Genomic DNA, 18560 nt, shown 5'->3' on the forward strand with positions numbered 1-18560 from the left:
GATTTTTCGCAACAACACTAAGGAAGGTCGCTGGATGAATAAGAATAATACCCCCGCGCAAACGGGTGGTCGCTTCGCCATGAAAACCCTTAATTGCGCCGTGCTCTGCGCACTGGCCACCTGGGGCACCGCCCACGCGGCGCCTTACGTGGAAAGTGGACGCACAGGCGATCCCGCCAGTTGGCGCAGTGCCGAGTTCCAGGCGGAATGGGGCCTGGGCGCCATTGGTGCCGATCACGCTTACGCTGCCGGTTACACCGGCAAGGGTGTGAAGCTGGGGATCTTCGACCAGCCGGTGTACGCCGCGCACCCGGAGTTTTCCGGCACCAATAAAGTCGTGACGCTGGTCACCAGCGGGATCCGCGAATACACCGACCCGTACATCCCGGTCAAAGCCGGCGATGCGTTCCGCTATGACGGTTCGCCCTCGGTCGGTTCCGACGGCAAGCTCGGTGCTCACGGCACCCACGTCGGCGGTATTGCCGCCGGCAGCCGTGACGGCGGACCGATGCACGGTGTGGCGTTCGGTGCGCAGATCATCAGTGCCGACAACGGTGACCCGGGTCCGGAAGACGGCATCGTCCGTGGCAACGATGGCGCGGTGTACAAGGCCGGTTGGGATGCGCTGATCGCCAGCGGTGCGCGGATCATCAACAACAGCTGGGGCATCGGCATCACCGACCGTTTCGACCTCGGTGGCCGCGACCCGGCGTATCCGCACTTCACCGTCAACGACGCGCAATTGCAGTTCAATGAAATTCGCACGCTGCTCGGCACCAAGCCCGGCGGTGCCTACGACGGCGCCATCGCTGCCGCCCGCAGCGGGATCGTGACGATTTTCGCCGCCGGTAACGATTACAACCTGAACAACCCCGACGCGATCGCCGGCCTCGGCTACTTCGTGCCGGACATCGCGCCGAACTGGATCACCGTCGCCGCGTTGCAGAAGAACCCGGACCAGGCCAGCGCCAACCCGTACATCATGAGTACGTTCTCCTCGCGCTGTGGCTACACCGCGAGCTTCTGCGTCTCGGCGCCGGGCACGAAAATCTACAGCTCGATCATTGAGGGCACCAACGCCGACAACCTGACCACCGGCTATAAAAACTACAACGGCACCTCGATGGCCGCGCCGCATGTGGCCGGTTCCATGGCGGTGCTGATGGAGCGCTTCCCGTACATGACCGGCGATCAGGTCGCCACGGTACTGCGCACCACCGCCACCGACCTCGGCGCACCGGGCATCGACGCCCTGTACGGCTGGGGCATGATCAACCTGCGCAAGGGCATCGATGGCCCGGCGATGTTCGTCACCGAGCAGGACATTCCCGAAGAGTTCCGCATCCAGGGGGCTTACGGCTCAGGCCAGTTTGTTGCAGACCTGCCGGGCATCGGCGCGATCATCGACAAGGGCAAGCCGACCGAGCGTGTGTGCAACGACATCACCTGCGGCCTCGACACCTGGCGCAACGACATTTCCGGTCACGGTGGCCTGACCAAACAGGGCATCGGCACGCTGGTGCTGACCGGCAACAACACCTACAGCGGCCCGACCCTGGTCAATCAGGGGCGTCTGGCGATCAACGGTTCGCTGGCGTCGGCGGTCACCGTGAATGAGAACGGCATCCTCGGCGGTAACGGCCACATCGGCGCGTTGACCGCGAAAAGCGGCGGTACCGTCGCGCCGGGCAACTCCATCGGCACGCTGAACGTGGCCGGTGACGTGACCTTCGAGCGCGGTTCGACCTACGCGGTGGAAGTGTCGCCGACCAGCAGTGACAAGATCGTCGCCGGTGGCAAAGCGCTGATTGATGGCGCTACCGTCAGTCTGTCGCTGGAAAACAGCCCGACGCTGCTGACCACCGCCGAAGTGAAAAGCCTGCAGGGCGCCCAGTTCAACATTCTGCAAGCGGCCGGTGGCATTCAAGGCCAGTTCGGGCAAGTGCTACCGAACTACGCGTTCCTCGGTGGCACCCTGGCGTACTCGGCGAACGGCGTGCAACTGGACGTCGGGCGCAACGGTGCGTCGTTCGCCAGTGTCGGCCTGACGCCGAACCAGCGTGCAGTCGGTGCGGCTGCCGAGCGTCTGGGCGCGGGCAATGCACTGTTCGAAACTCTGCTGCTGTCGCCGAACGCGGCCTCGGCGCAACAGGCGTTCCAGCAACTGTCCGGGGAAATTCACCCGGCGATTGGCACGATGCTGATCAACGACAGCCGTTACCTGCGTGAAGCGGTGGGTGAGCGTCTGCGCGAGCGTGATCTGTTCAATGCCAATGCACCGACCGACGATCGCAGCAATGCCTGGGTCAAGGTCCTCGGTTCGTGGGGCAAAAGCGATGGCGGGCATGAAAACGCCGATTCCAACAGCTCTATCGGCGGCTTGCTGGCCGGTGTCGACGGCTTGATTGCTGAAGATACCCGTCTGGGTTTCGTTACTGGTTATAGCGACAGTTCGTTGAACATGGGGGGCGGCACGCATTCGTCGGCCTCGGTCGACAGCTACCACCTCGGTGCGTACCTGGGGCACCAGATCGATGCACTGCGTCTGACTGCCGGTGCGGCTTACAGCTGGCATCGCGTGGACGTGAAACGTGATCTGCAGTTCGCTGGCGTCAGTGGCAAAGAGAAAACCAAGCACGATGCCGCAACCACCCAACTGTTCACTGAAGCGGCTTACGATCTGCGCCTGCAACCGATGAACCTGGAGCCGTTCGCCAATCTGTCGTACGTGCACCTGAACACCGAAAGCTTCACCGAGAAGGGTGATGCGGCGGCGCTCAAGGGCGGCGAAGACAATCGCGATGTGGTGCTGTCGACCCTTGGTGTGCGCGCCAAGCGCACCTTCGCGCTGTCGGAGAAACATCAGCTGGAATTGGGCGCAACCCTCGGCTGGCAGCACAACCTGAGCAGCGTCGATGCTGACAGCCACCTGGCGTTCGCCAATGGCAACAGCGCGTTCACTGTGCAGAGTGTGTCGATGGATCGTGATGCCGCAGTGGTCGGCGTGCGTGCCGGTCTGGCGCTCAATCGCGATGTCCGGGTCAACCTGGATTACAACGGACTGATCGGTAACAACGAGAAGGACCACGGTGTGGGTCTGACCCTCGACTGGCAGTTCTGAAGGAGTACTGGCAGTCCCGCAGGGGACTGCCGTTTTTGAAGGAAGAGAGAGCACAACATGGGATTGTTCGATTACAAAAATGCCGATGGCAAAGCGTTGTACAGCGACGCCATCGCGCTGACGCTGTATGCCTACACCCCGACCGGTCAGCCTTTGCCGGCCACCGCCTGGAAGCCGGTTTTCGCGACGGCGCTGGGTTATCAGGGCAAGGTCGGGGCGCAAGGCACGTTCTTCGGCGAGAAGGACGGCTTCACCAGCGCCGAGGCCGAAGTGCTCGGCAAGTACGATGCGGCCGGCAAGCTGGTCGGTATCGGCGTGGCCTTTCGTGGCACCGGCGGGCTGGGTTACAGCGACACTTTCGGCGACATGAAGAACAACCTGCTAGCCGCCATCGGGCCATCGGATTACGCGAGTCAATACGCGAAAAACGCCTTCGACAACCTGCTCAAGGCTGTCGCTGCGTTCGCCATTGCCAATGGTATTGCGGCCAAGGACGTGCTGTTCAGCGGCCACAGCCTCGGCGGTCTCGGGGTCAACAGCGTGGCTGAGTTGAGCACCAGCAACTGGGGCGGGTTCTTCAAGGACGCCAACTACATTGCATTCGCTTCGCCGACCCAGAGCAGCACCGGCAACAACGTGCTGAACATCGGTTACGAAAACGATCCGGTGTTCCGCGCCCTGGACGGCACCACGTTCAGCAGCGGGTCGCTGGGCAAACACGACGGGCCGCATGAGTCGACCACCGACAATATCGTCAACTTCAACGACAACTACGCGTCCACCGCGCAGAACCTGGTGCCGTTCAGTATCGTCAATCCGCTGAACTGGTCGGCCCATGGCTCGCTGGGGTATGCCGATGGCTTGAACCGGGTGATCGACTCGACGTTCTACCACCTGACGCACAAGGACTCGACCATCATCGTCTCCAACCTGGAGCAAGCGTCCCGGGGCAAGACCTGGGTCGAGGATCTGGGGCGCAGCGGCGAGCCGCACACCGGCAGCACATTCATCATCGGCACCCAGGGCAACGACTGGCTCAAGGGCGGGGCGGGCAACGACTTCCTCGAAGGGCTGGGCGGCGATGACCGTTTCCGCGATGACGGTGGTTTTAACATCCTCCTCGGTGGCCAGGGCCACAACACCTTCGAACTGCAGAAACCATTGCAGAACTTCAGCTTCGCCAACGACGGTGACGGCACCCTGTACGTGCGCGATGCCTATGGCGGCATCAGCATGACCCGCGACATCGGCGCGCTGGTGAGCAAGGAGTCGGGATCGTGGTGGGGCAGCAAGGAGATCACCTGGGGCGTGACGGCCAAGGGACTGACCAATGGCAGCGAACTGACCCAGTACAGCCATTCGCTCAACGGCGATGCTTACGGCAACGCGCTGCACGCCAGCGCCGACGGTGACTGGCTGTTCGGTCTGGGTGGCGATGACCAACTGATCAGCGACAAGGGCCACGTGACCTTCGTCGGTGGTGCCGGCAACGACGTGATGACGGCGGTGGGTGGCAACAACACCTTCCTGTTCAGCGGCGCGTTCGGTTTCGACGCGATCAATGGCTACCAGGGCAGCGACAAACTGGTGTTCATGGGCGTCGAAGGTGCGGGGCAGGGCTATGACTACAAGCAGCATGCTGCGCAGTCCGGCGCTGATACGGTGCTGAAGATTGGCGAATATGCCGTGACCCTGGTCGGGGTTGGAGTGGCTAACCTGTCGGACTCGGCGTTCGTCTTCGCCTAGCTCCAAAGTGGGAGCGGGCTTGCTCGCGAAGGGGTCGTGTCAGTCAACATTGCTGTCGCTGATACGCCGCTTTCGCGAGCAAGCCCGCTCCCACAGGGGAAAATCTGCAACAAGTAGTACTGAAATGCTCCGGGGCGTGCCCGTGAGGGGCGCCCTGGCTGTGAGCTATCTCTGACAATTCCAACAAAAGAGAGGCAATGGCAATGGGTGTGTATGACTACAAGAACTTCGGTACAGCCGATTCCAAGGCGTTGTTCAGCGATGCCATGGCGATCACGCTGTATTCCTATCACAACCTCGATAACGGCTTTGCCACTGGCTATCAGCACAATGGCTTCGGTCTCGGTCTGCCTGCAACGCTGGTCACGGCGCTGCTCGGCGGCACCGATTCGCAAGGGGTGATCCCCGGTATTCCGTGGAACCCCGACTCGGAAAAACTCGCCCTCGACGCGGTGAAAAAGGCGGGCTGGACACCCATCACTGCTTCGCAGTTGGGTTACGACGGCAAGACTGACGCCCGGGGAACCTTCTTCGGCGAAAAGGCCGGTTACACCACGGCGCAGGTCGAAATCCTCGGCAAGTACGACGCTCAGGGCCATCTCACGGAAATCGGCGTGGCCTTTCGCGGCACCAGCGGCCCGCGGGAAAACCTGACCCTCGACTCCATCGGCGACGTGATCAACGACCTGCTGGCGGCCTTCGGTCCCAAGGATTACGCCAAGAACTACGTCGGCGAAGCGTTCGGCAATCTGCTCAACGATGTGGTGGCGTTCGCCAAGGCCAACGGCCTCACCGGCAAGGACGTGCTGGTCAGCGGCCACAGCCTTGGCGGGCTGGCAGTCAACAGCATGGCCGACCTGAGCGGCGGCAAGTGGGGCGGGTTCTTCGCCGACTCCAACTACATCGCCTACGCCTCGCCGACCCAGAGCAGCACTGACAAGGTGCTCAACGTCGGTTACGAAAACGATCCGGTATTCCGCGCCCTCGACGGCTCGACCTTCACCGGCGCCTCGGTCGGCGTGCACGATGCGCCCAAGGAATCGGCCACCGACAACATTGTCAGCTTCAACGATCACTACGCCTCGACCGCGTGGAATCTGCTGCCGTTCTCCATCCTCAACATCCCGACCTGGATCTCGCACCTGCCGACTGCGTACGGCGACGGCATGAACCGGATCATCGAGTCGAAGTTCTACGACCTGACCAGCAAGGACTCGACGATCATCGTCGCCAACCTGTCGGACCCGGCGCGGGCCAACACCTGGGTGCAGGACTTGAACCGCAACGCCGAAACCCACAAGGGCAGCACCTTCATCATCGGCAGCGACAGCAACGACCTGATCCAGGGCGGCAGCGGCAACGACTACCTCGAAGGTCGCGCCGGCAACGACACCTTCCGTGATGGTGGCGGCTACAACGTCATCCTCGGCGGCGCCGGCAACAACACCCTCGACTTGCAGCAATCGGTGAACAAGTTCGACTTCGCCAACGACGGCGCCGGTAACCTGTACATCCGCGACGCCAACGGCGGAATCAGCATCACCCGCGACATCGGCAGCATCGTCACCAAGGAGCCGGGCTTTCTCTGGGGCCTGTTCAAGGATGACGTAACCCACAGCGTCACGGCCAGCGGCCTGAAGGTCGGCAACAACGTCACCCAGTATGAATCCAGCGTCAAAGGCACCAGCGGCGCCGACACGCTCAAGGCGCATGCCACGGGTGACTGGCTGTTCGGTCTGGACGGCAATGACCACCTGATCGGCGGTGCCGGCAACGATGTGTTTGTCGGTGGCGCCGGCAATGACCTGATGGAGTCGGGGGGCGGTGCGGACACGTTCCTCTTCAACGGCGCGTTTGGTCAGGACCGGGTGGTCGGTTTTACGTCCAACGACAAACTGGTGTTCCTTGGCGTGCAGGGTGTATTGCCCGCCGACGACTTCCGCGCCCATGCCACGACGGTGGGGCAGGACACGGTGCTGACGTTTGGCAATGACTCGGTGACGCTGGTCGGGGTGGCGCTCAACAGTCTGCACGCCGATGGCATTGTGATCGCCTGAGGTTGAGGTGGCGCCGGTAAGGGCCTCTTCGCGAGCAGGCTCGCTCCCACACTGGATCTGTGTCGTTTACATAGACCTTGTGGGAGCGAGCCTGCTCGCGAAGGATTTAACTCGGTATTGGAAGTGACTCGATAGCCACACCCTGACTCAAAAGCTCTGCAAACAGTAAAAGCGGCCTAAAGCCAGCACGTGCACACACGTTCTATAGCTAGCCGCCATTGAGTACAGGAGATGCACACGTGAGAAGGTTCAAGGGGTATGTCGCGATTATCGGATTGGCGCTGTTATCGGCCAATGCCTGGGCCGATCTGCCGCCAACCTCGATTCTCAGCCGTTACGGGGTCAGTACCGATCAACTGCCCAAGCCTGCGAAGACCGAAGCGGTCGAACCGGTCGAAGAGAAAAGTTTGTTTCAGATTCAGCCCGAACAGCCGTTCGTGACGTTTCGGCAGGGTGACAGCAAACAAGCGCAAGCCACCGGTAACCTGAGCATTGACCGCATGACCCAACGGGATCTGGAACGCTGCCGACGCCTGCAAGCCGAACTGGCGCGCCGGGGTGAACAGTATTTCAGCTGCGATAACAGCATTTTGGGCCTGACGATGCCCGAGTAAACACCGGATTCAGGAGCTGCCATGGCGGCAGCTCCACGCGCACCGGTCAGTCTTCCTTGCGCACCGTGGCCACTTCATCGGAGCGCACCTTCACCTTGGCCCCGGAAATATCCTCGAACTCATAGAAGCCGTCCTTGTTTTTGGTTTTCGGCATGTCCTTGGTCAAATACTGAGTGCCGTTCTGCAAGGTCACCACGGTCGGTGTCGAGCAGCCGGCCAATGCCAGCAGGGCCACTACCACCAGGGGAAGACCCAGAGTCTTGATGTTCATACCCACCTCTAATACCTCATTCCATATCAATTGACCGTTGTCGGTCTCTAACGCGGTTGGTGCCATCAAGCCGCGAAAAGTTCGATGGCACCCTGAAAAAATCCCGATTGCCGCCGCCATTGATCTATTTCCGTTTGCACGCCACAGGGCAGAGCTGGTATCTGTACGCATAACCAGTATTCGCCCGCCATGGCCCAGAATTCCCGTGATAGCCAACCCCCTCGACGATCCGTTCTATTACCTCAACAACTTCCGGCAAGTGCTTGATTGGCTTGAACTTCGCTATGCCGACGTGATGAGTGAATCCGAGCACGGATTTATCCGCGACTTCAAGTCACTGCCCCGTGCCTCGCAGGGTTTGCTGGTGCGGATGGTCATGCGCAAGGGCGTGCATTTTCGCCTCGGCAAACTCAACTACACAGAAATCGGTGACATCAGCGACGCCGCGCAACCATTGCTGAGTCACGGCTGGCTCGACGATCAGGCTCGGTTGACGGTGACGGAGGTGTTCGACGTGTTGCTCAAGGCCGAACTCCTGCAGACGTTCGGCAGTTTCATCGAGCAACCCAAGGGCCGCAAGGACGACTGGCTGCCGACGCTGGCCGAGCAGTTCACTGAATCGCGCAGTCTGTCCGACTGGGCGCCGACGCTCGCCGAACGTTTGCTCAGCCTGACCATCATGGACCTGTGCGACCGCCTGCGCCTGATGTTCTTCGGCAATCTTTATCAGGACTGGTCGGAATTCGTCCTTGCCGACCTCGGCATCTTCACCTACGAAAAAGTCGAGTTCTGCGCCGACTCCCGCGGCCTGCGCAGCCGTGAAGACGTCGATGCCTGCCTGTTCCTGCATCACTGCCAGCTGCGCTTCGAAGCCGGTGAGCCGCTGCAAACCATTGTTGAACAGGTCAGCGCGCTGCAGTTTGCCAACCCGTGGCTGCAACGCCGGCGCGGCAAGCTGCTCTTCCAGATCGGCCAGTACTGCGAGCGCATCAGCGAGTTTGCCCTGGCCCTGAGTATTTACCGCGAGTGCGCGTACCCCGGTGCCCGCCAGCGAGTGATCCGGGTGCTGGAGCGCTGCGGCGAATACGCACTGGCGCTGGAGCTCGCCACCTTCGCCGAACAGGCGCCGGAAAGCGCCGCCGAACAGCAGAGCCTGCAACGGATGCTGCCGCGACTGCGGCGCAAACTCGGCGGGCCACCGCTTAAACGACAAGCGCCACGACCGGTTGAACGCCTCGACCTGCAATTGCCGCGCACCGACCCGGCACTGTCGGTGGAGTGCTACGTTCAGGCGCACCTGCACGAAGACGCCGGCCCGGTGCATTACGTCGAAAACAGTCTGATCAACTCGCTGTTTGGCCTGTTGTGCTGGCCGGCGATCTTTGCGCCGCTGCCGGGGGCGTTCTTTCATCCGTTTCAACGCGGGCCGGTGGACCTGCTCAATGAAGACTTCCAGCAACGCCGCGCCGAACTGTTCCAGGCCTGTCTGGACGAGCTCGACGACGGCCGGTATGCCGCGACCATTCGCGAGCGCTTCGTGACCAAATGGGGCGTGCAGTCGCCGTTCGTGTTCTGGGGCGCTTTGAATGAAGAGCTGCTTGAGCAAGCGCTGGCCTGTCTGCCGGCCGAACACCTCAAGCACTGGTTCAATCGCCTGCTGCTCGACATCAAGGCCAACCGCGCCGGCATGCCGGACCTGATCCAGTTCTGGCCGCAGCACAGGACCTACCGGATGATTGAAGTCAAAGGTCCCGGTGACCGCTTGCAGGACAATCAACTGCGCTGGCTGGAGTTCTGCCACGAACACCGGATGCCGGTCGCCGTGTGTTACGTGCAATGGGCGGAGCAGAGCGTTTGAGCTACAACATTGCGGTGCGCGCGTTGTGTGAGTTCACTGCCAAGACCGGCGACCTTGACCTGCGTTTTACCCCGTCGCCGACAGCGCTCGAAGGCATGCTCGGGCACCGCACTGTGGCCTCGCGGCGTAGCGACAAATACCAGAGCGAAATGGCGCTCGAAGGCGAATTTCTGCAACTGAAGGTCAAGGGCAGGGCAGACGGCTATGACCCGGCGCAAAACTGCCTGGAAGAAGTCAAAACCTATCGCGGCGACCTGAGCAAGCAACCGGCCAACCATCGCCTGCTGCACTGGGCGCAGGCGAGAATCTACGGCTGGCTGATGTGTCGCAAGCTCGCGCTTGAGCAGATCAATCTGGCGCTGGTGTATTTCGACATCGTCAGCGAGAAGGAAACCTGCCTGGTCGAGGCTTTCAGCGCCTCAGACTTGCAGGTTTTTTTCGAGGCGCAGTGCCGGTTGTTCCTCGACTGGGCCGAGCAGGAAATGGCCCATCGCGAAGCGCGGAATCGGGCGGCGCAGGCGTTGGCCTTTCCCCACGCGGACTTTCGCCCCGGCCAGCGGCATTTGGCCGAATCGGTGTTCAAAGCGGTCAGCACCGGCCGCTGCTTGATGGCTCAGGCGCCCACCGGAATCGGCAAGACCCTCGGTACGCTGTTCCCGATGCTCAAGGCGCTGGCGCCGCAGCAACTGGACAAGGTGTTCTTCCTGACCGCCAAGACCCCGGGGCGCAAACTGGCACTGGATGCCAGTCAGGTGTTGTTCGAACAGGGTGAAAGCCTGCCCTTGCGAGTGCTGGAGATGGTCGCCCGGGACAAGGCCTGCGAACACCCGGACAAGGCCTGTCACGGCGAGTCCTGCCCGTTGGCCCAGGGCTTTTATGATCGCCTGCCCGCCGCCCGTGAAGCGGCGAGCCGGATCAATCTGCTCGATCAGGCGGCGATGCGCGAGGTGGCCCGCCAGCACACGGTGTGCCCGTATTACTTGAGCCAGGAAATGGCCCGCTGGGCCGACGTGGTGGTGGCGGACTACAACTACTACTTCGATTTCAGCGCGCTGCTGTTCGGCCTCGCCCAGCTCAATCAATGGAAAGTCGCGGTCCTGGCCGATGAGGCGCACAACCTGGTCGAACGCGGGCGGTCGATGTACAGCGCCAGTCTCGATCAGGCCGCGCTGGCCAGCGTGCGCAAGTCTGCCCCTGAAGCCTTGAAGAAATCCCTGCAACGGCTCAACCGTGAATGGAACGCGCTGCATCAGCCGCAACTGGCGCCGTACCAGGCTTACGACAAGGCTCCGGAGAAACTGCTGCAAGCGGTGTCCCTGTGCAGCGCTGCCATTGGCGATTACCTCAACGATCATCCGCAGGGACTCGACAGCGCCCTGCAGGCCTTCTATTTCGACATGTTGCAGTTCGGTCGGGTGGCGGAACTGTTCGACGAGCATTACCTGTTCGACATCAGCAAGCGCGACCTCGAGCGCAAACGGCCGCTGTCGCAGCTGTACCTGCGCAATGTGGTGCCGGCCGCGTTCATCGGTCCACGGCTGAAAGCGGCGCGCAGCAGCGTGCTGTTCTCGGCGACGCTGAGCCCACGGCACTATTACGCCGATTTGCTGGGTACACCTGCCGACACGGTATGGATCGACGTGGAATCACCTTTCAGCGCTGAACAATTACAGGTGCAGATCGTCAGCCGGATCTCCACGCGCTTCAACCACCGTCAGGCGTCGCTGGAACCGATTGTCGAACTGATCGCCCGCCAGTTCAGTGAGCGCCCGGGCAATTATCTGGCGTTCTTCAGCAGCTTCGATTACCTGCAACAGGTGCTGACGCTGCTCGCCGAACGCCATCCGCAGATCAATCTGTGGCAGCAGTCGCGGGGCATGGCGGAAGGGCAGCGACAGGCGTTTCTCGACCAATTCACCGCCGAGAGCCAGGGCGTCGGCTTCGCCGTGTTGGGTGGTGCATTCGGCGAGGGCATCGATTTGCCCGGGGCCCGTCTGATCGGAGCGTTCATTGCGACGTTGGGTCTGGCCCAGCTCAACCCGGTCAACGAGCAGTTGAAGCGGCGCATGGCGGCGATTTTCGGTGCCGGTTACGACTACACCTATTTGTATCCCGGCGTGCAGAAAGTGGTGCAGGCCGCCGGACGGGTAATCCGCACGCGACAGGATCGCGGCGTGGTGATGCTGATCGACGACCGCTTTGCCGAACCGCGTATTCAGCAACTGTTGCCACGCTGGTGGTCCCTCGGCACAGACGAAAACGCAACGATCCAGGCAGGATGAAGCGGTACATTCTGTCCGTTTATAGCCCAGGAGAGGTGGGTCTTTTTCGATGCTGGCGTAGGAAAACTCATCATAAAATCAGTGACATATCTTGTCGTGATACGCTCTTTGCGCAACGTCCGCAATCAGGCTTTATTGAGAAGGCAGACCTGAATCTGCCCTCGATATTTTGATAAGGACATCAAAACATGACCGTCACCACCGCTTACACCTACAGCCCCGCCGACGTCATCCAGGCCTTCAACAAGATCAGCGCCACACTGTTCTCCGGCAAAACCGCCGAGACCATCCCGCGAATGCTGATTACCGCTGGCGTCCAGGCCTCAGGCAAAACCTATCTGCTGGAAAAGAGTCTGCTGACGTCGGGCCAATACGCCAACTATGTGCGCCTGTACAAACCGGAATATCGCGAAGAGCACCCTCAATACGCGCAAATGGTCAAGCTGGGCAAACTGCATGCCTATGAACACAGTGAGGACTTTGTGAGAGAGGTGTGCGGCAAACTTTTCGAGGAAGCTTTCCGGCGCAAACTCGACATCATCATCGAGTGCGCCTTCGACAGCATCGAATTTGCCGCGCTGCCGAGCGCTGCCACGGCAAGCGGTTATCAGCTGGAAGCTCACATTGTTGCGTGCGGGCATGCCTTTGCTTTTCTGTCGAACGTCAAGCGCGGGTTGAAAAGCCTGGAGAAGTCGGAACTGGAACGGTTTGTCAGGTCTTCGGATCTGAAAACCAGCATGAACAACGCCCATGCAGTGATCTGCCAACTCGAGGACGCGGCAAAAACCGTTGAGGGATCGCAGATCTACCTCTATGAGCGCGGACTGGGTGCGTTGAAGGAACGCGTGCTGCGCGGGCACAGCACCTGCACACGAAACGCGCAGGGTGCTCTGGAGCTGACTTCGACCGGACAACCGTACAGCTACGATACTTATGAAAGCATTGCGAGCAACACCGTCAACAGCCTTGCCGAGCGTGACGAGATGATCAAGGAGTGCCATCTGGCCCTGCAAAAAACCGCTCAATATGCCGAGCAGATTCCCGAATTTGTTTACAACGCCTTGTACTCTCGCATTGTCAAATACGTAAATCGTTGAAGATCGAACCCGTGGCCATCGATTGAAGCGTGTTTGCACTTCCCAAGGTGTCGCTTTACCGCATACTTGGGCTAACAAAAACCAGCGGTGAACCTGATGAGTGAGAACCCGAGCAAAACCGCCGCGATCGAGGAGATGCGTTTTCGTCTGCTGATCGATGCGGTGGTTGATTATGCGATTTACATGATCGACCCGGACGGCATCATCACCAGCTGGAACTCCGGCGCCAAACGCTTCAAGGGCTACGAAAAGGAAGAGATTCTCGGCGAGCACTTCTCTCGTTTCTACACCGCGCCGGATCGCGCTGCCGGCTTACCGCAACGCGCACTGGACACGGCGATCCGCGAAGGGCGATTCGAAGGCGAGGGCTGGCGGGTACGCAAGGACGGCACACACTTCTGGTGCCATGTGGTGATCGATCCGATCATCGATCCGGACGGGACGCTGCTGGGCTTTGCCAAGATCACCCGCGACCTGACCGACCGCAAGATGGCCGAAGAAACCCTCAAGCGAAGCGAGCAGCAGTTCCGTCTGCTGGTGCAGGGGGTGACCGACTACGCGCTGTACATGCTCAGCCCTGACGGTCGGGTGTCGAACTGGAATCAGGGCGCGCAGCGGATCAAGGGCTATCGGCCGGAAGAGATCATCGGCGAGCATTTTTCGATTTTCTACACCGCTGAGGACCGTGAGCACGGCGAGCCGCAACGGGCGCTGGAGACCGCAGCGCGGGAAGGGCGTTTCGAAAACAAGAGCTGGCGGGTGCGCAAGGATGGCAGCCGGTTTTTCGCGCATGTGGTGGTCGATGCCATCCGCGGCGATACCGGGACGCTGCTCGGCTTCGCCAAGATTACCCGCGACGTGACGGAGGTACATCAGTCGCAGCAGGCGCTGGAAAAAACTCGTGAAGCATTGTTCCAGGCACAGAAGATGCAGGCCATCGGCCAACTCAGTGGCGGCATCGCCCATGACTTCAACAACCTGCTGACCGTGATCCTCGGCAACCTCGAGATCCTGCGCAAGCGCGTCGGTGATGACCCGAAAATCAACCGTCTGCTGGAAAACGCCACCCAGGGTGCATTGCGCGGCGTGTCGCTGACCCAGCGCATGCTGGCCTTTGCCCGGCGTCAGGAACTCAAGACCGAGCCGGTCGACGTCGCACAACTGGTACAAGGCCTCACCGGGCTGTTGCGCAGTTCGCTGGGCCCGGGGATCAGCATCGAAACGTCGCTGCCCGAAGGGCTGGAGCCGGTGCTGGCCGATACCAACCAACTGGAACTGGCGGTGCTCAATCTGGCGACCAATGCCCGGGATGCCATGCCCGATGGCGGCAGCGTGGTGATCAGTGCACGACCGGAAGTCGTCCTTGAACAAAACCATTCCAGCCTGGCCGCGGGGCGTTATGTCTGCCTGAGTCTGGTCGACACCGGTGAAGGCATGGACGAGTACACGCTGGCGTCGGCCCGGGACCCGTTTTTCACCACCAAGGGCCTGGGCAAGGGCACCGGGCTGGGGTTGTCGATGGTGCACGGATTCATCGAACAGCTCGGTGGCTGCTTCATTCTCAAGAGCCAGAAGGGGCACGGCACGGTGGCGGAACTCTGGCTGCCGGTCGCGGCGGGCGGCGTAACCAGGTCATCGGTGTATCCGGGCACTGAACCGGCGGCGGTGCCGCGACTCAGTGTGCTGGTGGTGGACGATGACTCGCTGGTGTTGACCAGCACCACGTTGCTGCTCGAAGACCTCGGGCATCGCGTGGTCAGTGCCACCTCTGGAGCCAATGCGCTGATGCTGTTCGATCAGGGAGAAGTCATCGACCTGCTGATCACTGACATGGCCATGCCGCAGATGAGTGGTGCGCAACTGGCCCATGCGGTGCGTCTGCTCAAACCGGACCTGCCGATCATTCTGGCCACCGGATACGCCGAACGCCTGGAAGGCTTTGCGGCTCAACTGCCGCGTCTGCCCAAGCCGTTCACCCAACTCAATCTTGTGGAAATCATTGCCCAGTCGATGAAATGACCGGGCGACAGATCCGGCTGAACTAGTGCGTGAGGGGGCGCTTCTAAACACTTTCCCTGCCCCGGAGCGTGCGTCCCTTGCCTCGCATACTGACCCAGCCCACCGCCGAAGAAGTGCTGACCGAACACAACGCGAAAATGTTCGGTTCCCCCAAGGAACGGCTGGATTTTTATCGCAAGGAAATCCAGTACGAAACCAGCATCCTCGCCAATCGCACCGATGCCTATCTGGCGGCGCAATCATTTCTGGTGATTGCTTTTGCGTCGTGCATGGCCAATCTCAACCCGGAATGGGGCAAGCTGTTCACCCTGGTGGTGCCGCCGTTTCTGGCGCTGCTCGGGCTGCTCAGTTCGCTCAACGCCTGGCCCGGCATTCGTGCTGCTTACGACATCATCGACCACTGGCACTACAAACAAAGCGAGTTGTTGCGCAGCGAGCCGATCATGGGCCTGGCCTACGACGAGTCGCCGCTGTTCAGTGAAATGGAGTGGAGCCACAAGGGCTATCGCAAGTCGCTGTTGTTTTCGGTGCGCACACCGTGGATTTTTGCCACGTTCTGGATGCTGCTGGGGACTTATGCGGTGTTTATTCAGGTGACCAATCCCGGGACCTGATCGCCGCCCAAAGAAAAAGCCCGGACTTCACAGCCGGGCTTTTTTTGTGCGGTTTATTCGACGGTTTCAAGCTGCCGCCGCAGTTCCTGCGAGTGATGCGGCGACATCGGAATCGGTGGAAAGTCCTCGTTGAGGACACACAAATGGTCGATGGCTTCCTCGAACTTCGCATCGGCTTTGCGGCGCAATGCTCGATAACGCTCAAATTGTTCGATATCCAGGTTGTCCGCTTCCAGCAGCTCGTGAGCCGTTCGGTTGAGGGCGTGGGCGTCTTCGAACAATTGACGATTGCGTTCCAGGGCCAAAGCCCTGCAAGCCTTGATTTGTGCAGGAGTCGAGCATTCTTTCATGACCGTAACCTTGTTATTCAAAGATTCCTTTTCATGGGCTGCGAGCCGCAGGGGAACCGAACCTGCCGGACCCCGCCGAGTGCATCCAGCGAGGGGTTATGGTTGTGACTGCCAGGATCTGCAGGCGGATCCATTTATTTTTAGAAGAAAGTTCGATGGATTAACCCGAGAACACGCGCGGAAAAATCAGGCTTTTCGTTTTTGCCGTTGTTCGTAGCGGGCGAGGAGCGGCTGAGTACTGATGCCGTGCAGCAAAATGCTCAGTGCCACCACCGACAGCGTAATGTCGGTGCACAGTGTGGTGAGCGGGGCGCTGAGGCCATGGTTCAAGGCATAAAACAGGTAGAACAGGCTGCCGATCCCGCGAATGCCGAACCAGCCGATCAAGAGCCGCTGACGCGCGTCGAGCAATGCGCCCCACGGCATCAGCGCCACGCAGGCTGGACGCACTACGCAGAACAGCACCGCGCCCACCAGCAGCGCCCGCCAGTCCCAATGTGCCACCAACACCACGCCGAGCAGGGTCACCAGAAACACTTCCATTGCCCGTTCCACCAGGCTGCCAAACGACAGCATGTCGCCCATCATGATCCCGGCGGCGACCTGACTGCTCTCCAGCCGTTCGGTATTGCCGTGCACCGCATGTTGCGGCTCGATGTTCTGATGACCGACCACCGGCTGCACCAGGTGTTCAGCGGGTGGCTGGCTGGCGCCAGTGGATTTCACTTCTTCCTGACGCAAGCCCAGGCCAGCGGCGAACACCGCCAGAAAACCATAACCGCCGATGGCGTCTGCGCCGACGTAAGCCAGCGCTATCAGCGACAGCGCCAGGTAATCATTCGGGCTCAGCGTACTGTCGTCGTTACGGATGCGTAGCGAAAGTGTCACCCGCCCAATGCCGCGCCCCATCCAGTACCCGGTCAGCAGTCCTGCGGGAACCGCCCATAACAGACTGCGCAACAACCAGTCCTGCCACTCGCCGGAACTGCCTTCGCCATGAATCAGCAGCAGCCCGAGAATCACGAACGGAAAGGCAATCCCGTCGTTCAATCCAGCCTCACCGGAAAGGCCAAAACGCACACTGTCGACATCCCGCGCATCGTTGACCTGCACCAGCGCGGCGAGCACCGGATCGGTCGGTGCCAGGATCGCGCCGATCAGCAGCGACGATCCCCAAGCCAATTGCAAACCCCAATGCAGCAACAGGCTGACCCCGGCGATGGTCAATACCATCACCGGTCCCGCCAGCCCGAATGCGATCCGCCAGCGCTTGCCGTGCAACGGCAGACGCAGCTTCAGTCCGCAAACAAACAGCGAAAACAATACCGCGACTTCCGTCAGGTGTTCCATCCAGACCGAGGCGTTTTCCACCGACAGCTTCAACAGGCCGAGGCCGCTCGGACCAATGCCGATGCCCAACAAGAGGCACACGGCCGACGTGGTGACCGGCATCCAGCGCAGATACGAAGAGGTCAGCGCGAGGGTCAGCAAAACGGCACCGAGCACCGCGATCCAGATGACAAAGCTCATGAATGCTTACAGCATCGGCTTGCCGCCCGTCACGCCATAGCGCTGACCGGTGATGTAACTGCCTTCATCCGAGGCCAACAGCACATAGATCGGCGCCACTTCCACCGGTTGCCCGGGGCGGCCTAGCGGGGTATTGCCACCGAAGTTCTGCACTTCGTCATCCGGCATGGTCGAGACGATCAGCGGTGTCCAGATCGGGCCGGGGGCGACGCAGTTCACGCGGATTTCCTTTGGGCCGAGCATCTGTGCGAGGCCGCCGGTGAAGTTGGCAATCGCGCCTTTGGTGGTCGCATAGGCCAGCAGGGTCGGCTTGGGCAGGTCGGAGTTGACCGAGCTGGTGTTGATGATCGACGCACCGGGGCGCATGTGTTTGATCGCCGCCTGGCACAGACGGAAAATCGCCGTGATGTTGACGTCGAAGGTCATCACCCATTCTTCGTCGGGGATTTCTTCAAAGGTTTCGTGGGTCATCTGGAACGCGGCGTTATTGACCAACACGTCGATGCGCCCGAAGCGTTCGACGGTCTTGTCCACCAGCGCCTGGCAATGAGCTTTTTGCGCGATGTCGCCGGGCAGCAGCAGGCACTGACGACCGGCCTGTTCGACCCAGCGCGCGGTCTCTTTGGCGTCGTCATGTTCATCAAGGTAGGCCACGGCAACGTCCGCGCCTTCACGGGCGAAGGCAATCGCCACGGCGCGACCGATGCCGCTGTCGGCGCCGGTGATCAGTGCAATCTTGCCGGTCAGTCGTCCGGAACCGACGTAGCTTTGTTCACCACAATCGGGGTACGGCTCCATTTTTCGTTGCGCACCGGGAACGGCTTGGGCTTGGGCGGGAAAGGGTGGTTTTGGGTAGTCGGTCATCACAAATCTCCGGGGTCTCATGGCGGGTATGGATGGTTGACCCGGACGGTTTGCCGTGAGTTCGATCGGATTTGCGGCGCATTTCTTGCCATGGCAATGCAAAACCAACGTGGGAGCGGGCTTGCTCGCGAAGGCGG

The 18560-nt window shown here is 60.8% G+C and carries 13 protein-coding genes; 9 read left to right on the forward strand and 4 right to left on the reverse strand.

Annotation, left to right across the window (positions count from 1 at the left end; genetic code table 11):
• Positions 1-34 precede the first annotated feature (34 nt).
• From PseAD21_RS13880 to PseAD21_RS13895, 4 genes are all read left to right on the forward strand, one after another.
• Positions 35-3121: an autotransporter serine protease gene (locus tag PseAD21_RS13880; RefSeq protein WP_102356186.1), complete on the forward strand. Its 3087-nt coding sequence runs from the start codon at positions 35-37 to the stop codon at positions 3119-3121.
• A gap of 57 nt (positions 3122-3178) precedes the next feature.
• The gene (locus PseAD21_RS13885) at positions 3179-4867 is read left to right on the forward strand and encodes a polyurethanase (protein WP_102356187.1); all 1689 of its coding nucleotides are present in this window, start codon (positions 3179-3181) and stop codon (positions 4865-4867) included.
• 203 nt (positions 4868-5070) lie between these two features.
• A complete protein-coding gene (locus PseAD21_RS13890) occupies positions 5071-6924 on the forward strand; it encodes a polyurethanase (protein WP_102356188.1) in 1854 nt (617 codons plus the stop codon).
• A gap of 239 nt (positions 6925-7163) precedes the next feature.
• Positions 7164-7538, forward strand: a complete 375-nt coding sequence (locus tag PseAD21_RS13895) for a hypothetical protein (protein ID WP_102356189.1) — start codon at positions 7164-7166, stop codon at positions 7536-7538.
• A 46-nt stretch (positions 7539-7584) separates the two neighbouring features.
• Here the strand turns inward: PseAD21_RS13895 and PseAD21_RS13900 are convergent, their stop codons facing one another.
• Entirely contained in the window at positions 7585-7809 is a 225-nt protein-coding gene (locus PseAD21_RS13900) for a YgdI/YgdR family lipoprotein (protein WP_102356190.1), read from the reverse strand.
• Positions 7810-8014: 205 nt separating this feature from the next.
• Between PseAD21_RS13900 and PseAD21_RS13905 the strand changes: the two genes are divergently transcribed.
• The 5 genes from PseAD21_RS13905 to PseAD21_RS13925 all read left to right on the forward strand — a co-directional run bounded on the left by PseAD21_RS13905 (position 8015) and on the right by PseAD21_RS13925 (position 15679).
• Positions 8015-9667 (forward strand): VRR-NUC domain-containing protein, encoded by a 1653-nt coding sequence (locus PseAD21_RS13905; protein ID WP_102356191.1) that lies wholly within the window; start codon positions 8015-8017, stop codon positions 9665-9667.
• Positions 9664-11949: an ATP-dependent DNA helicase gene (locus PseAD21_RS13910; RefSeq protein ID WP_102356192.1), complete on the forward strand. Its 2286-nt coding sequence runs from the start codon at positions 9664-9666 to the stop codon at positions 11947-11949. Before PseAD21_RS13905 ends, PseAD21_RS13910 begins: the two co-directional genes overlap by 4 nt.
• A gap of 188 nt (positions 11950-12137) precedes the next feature.
• Positions 12138-13046 (forward strand): zeta toxin family protein, encoded by a 909-nt coding sequence (locus tag PseAD21_RS13915; RefSeq protein ID WP_102356193.1) that lies wholly within the window; start codon positions 12138-12140, stop codon positions 13044-13046.
• Positions 13047-13142: 96 nt separating this feature from the next.
• Positions 13143-15065 (forward strand): PAS domain-containing sensor histidine kinase, encoded by a 1923-nt coding sequence (locus PseAD21_RS13920; RefSeq protein ID WP_102356202.1) that lies wholly within the window; start codon positions 13143-13145, stop codon positions 15063-15065.
• Between the two features lie 77 nt (positions 15066-15142).
• On the forward strand, positions 15143-15679 hold the full coding sequence (locus PseAD21_RS13925) for a hypothetical protein (protein ID WP_102356194.1): 537 nt from the start codon (positions 15143-15145) through the stop codon (positions 15677-15679).
• A 53-nt stretch (positions 15680-15732) separates the two neighbouring features.
• Here the strand turns inward: PseAD21_RS13925 and PseAD21_RS13930 are convergent, their stop codons facing one another.
• The 3 genes from PseAD21_RS13930 to PseAD21_RS13940 all read right to left on the reverse strand — a co-directional run bounded on the left by PseAD21_RS13930 (position 15733) and on the right by PseAD21_RS13940 (position 18423).
• Entirely contained in the window at positions 15733-16029 is a 297-nt protein-coding gene (locus PseAD21_RS13930) for a hypothetical protein (protein WP_102356195.1), read from the reverse strand.
• Positions 16030-16215: 186 nt separating this feature from the next.
• On the reverse strand, positions 16216-17559 hold the full coding sequence (locus PseAD21_RS13935) for a sodium:proton antiporter (protein ID WP_102356196.1): 1344 nt from the start codon (positions 17557-17559) through the stop codon (positions 16216-16218).
• A gap of 6 nt (positions 17560-17565) precedes the next feature.
• Entirely contained in the window at positions 17566-18423 is an 858-nt protein-coding gene (locus PseAD21_RS13940; protein WP_102356197.1) for a glucose 1-dehydrogenase, read from the reverse strand.
• Positions 18424-18560: the final 137 nt, after the last annotated feature.

The sequence above is a fragment of the Pseudomonas sp. AD21 genome (assembly GCF_002878485.1).
Lineage (GTDB): Bacteria > Pseudomonadota > Gammaproteobacteria > Pseudomonadales > Pseudomonadaceae > Aquipseudomonas.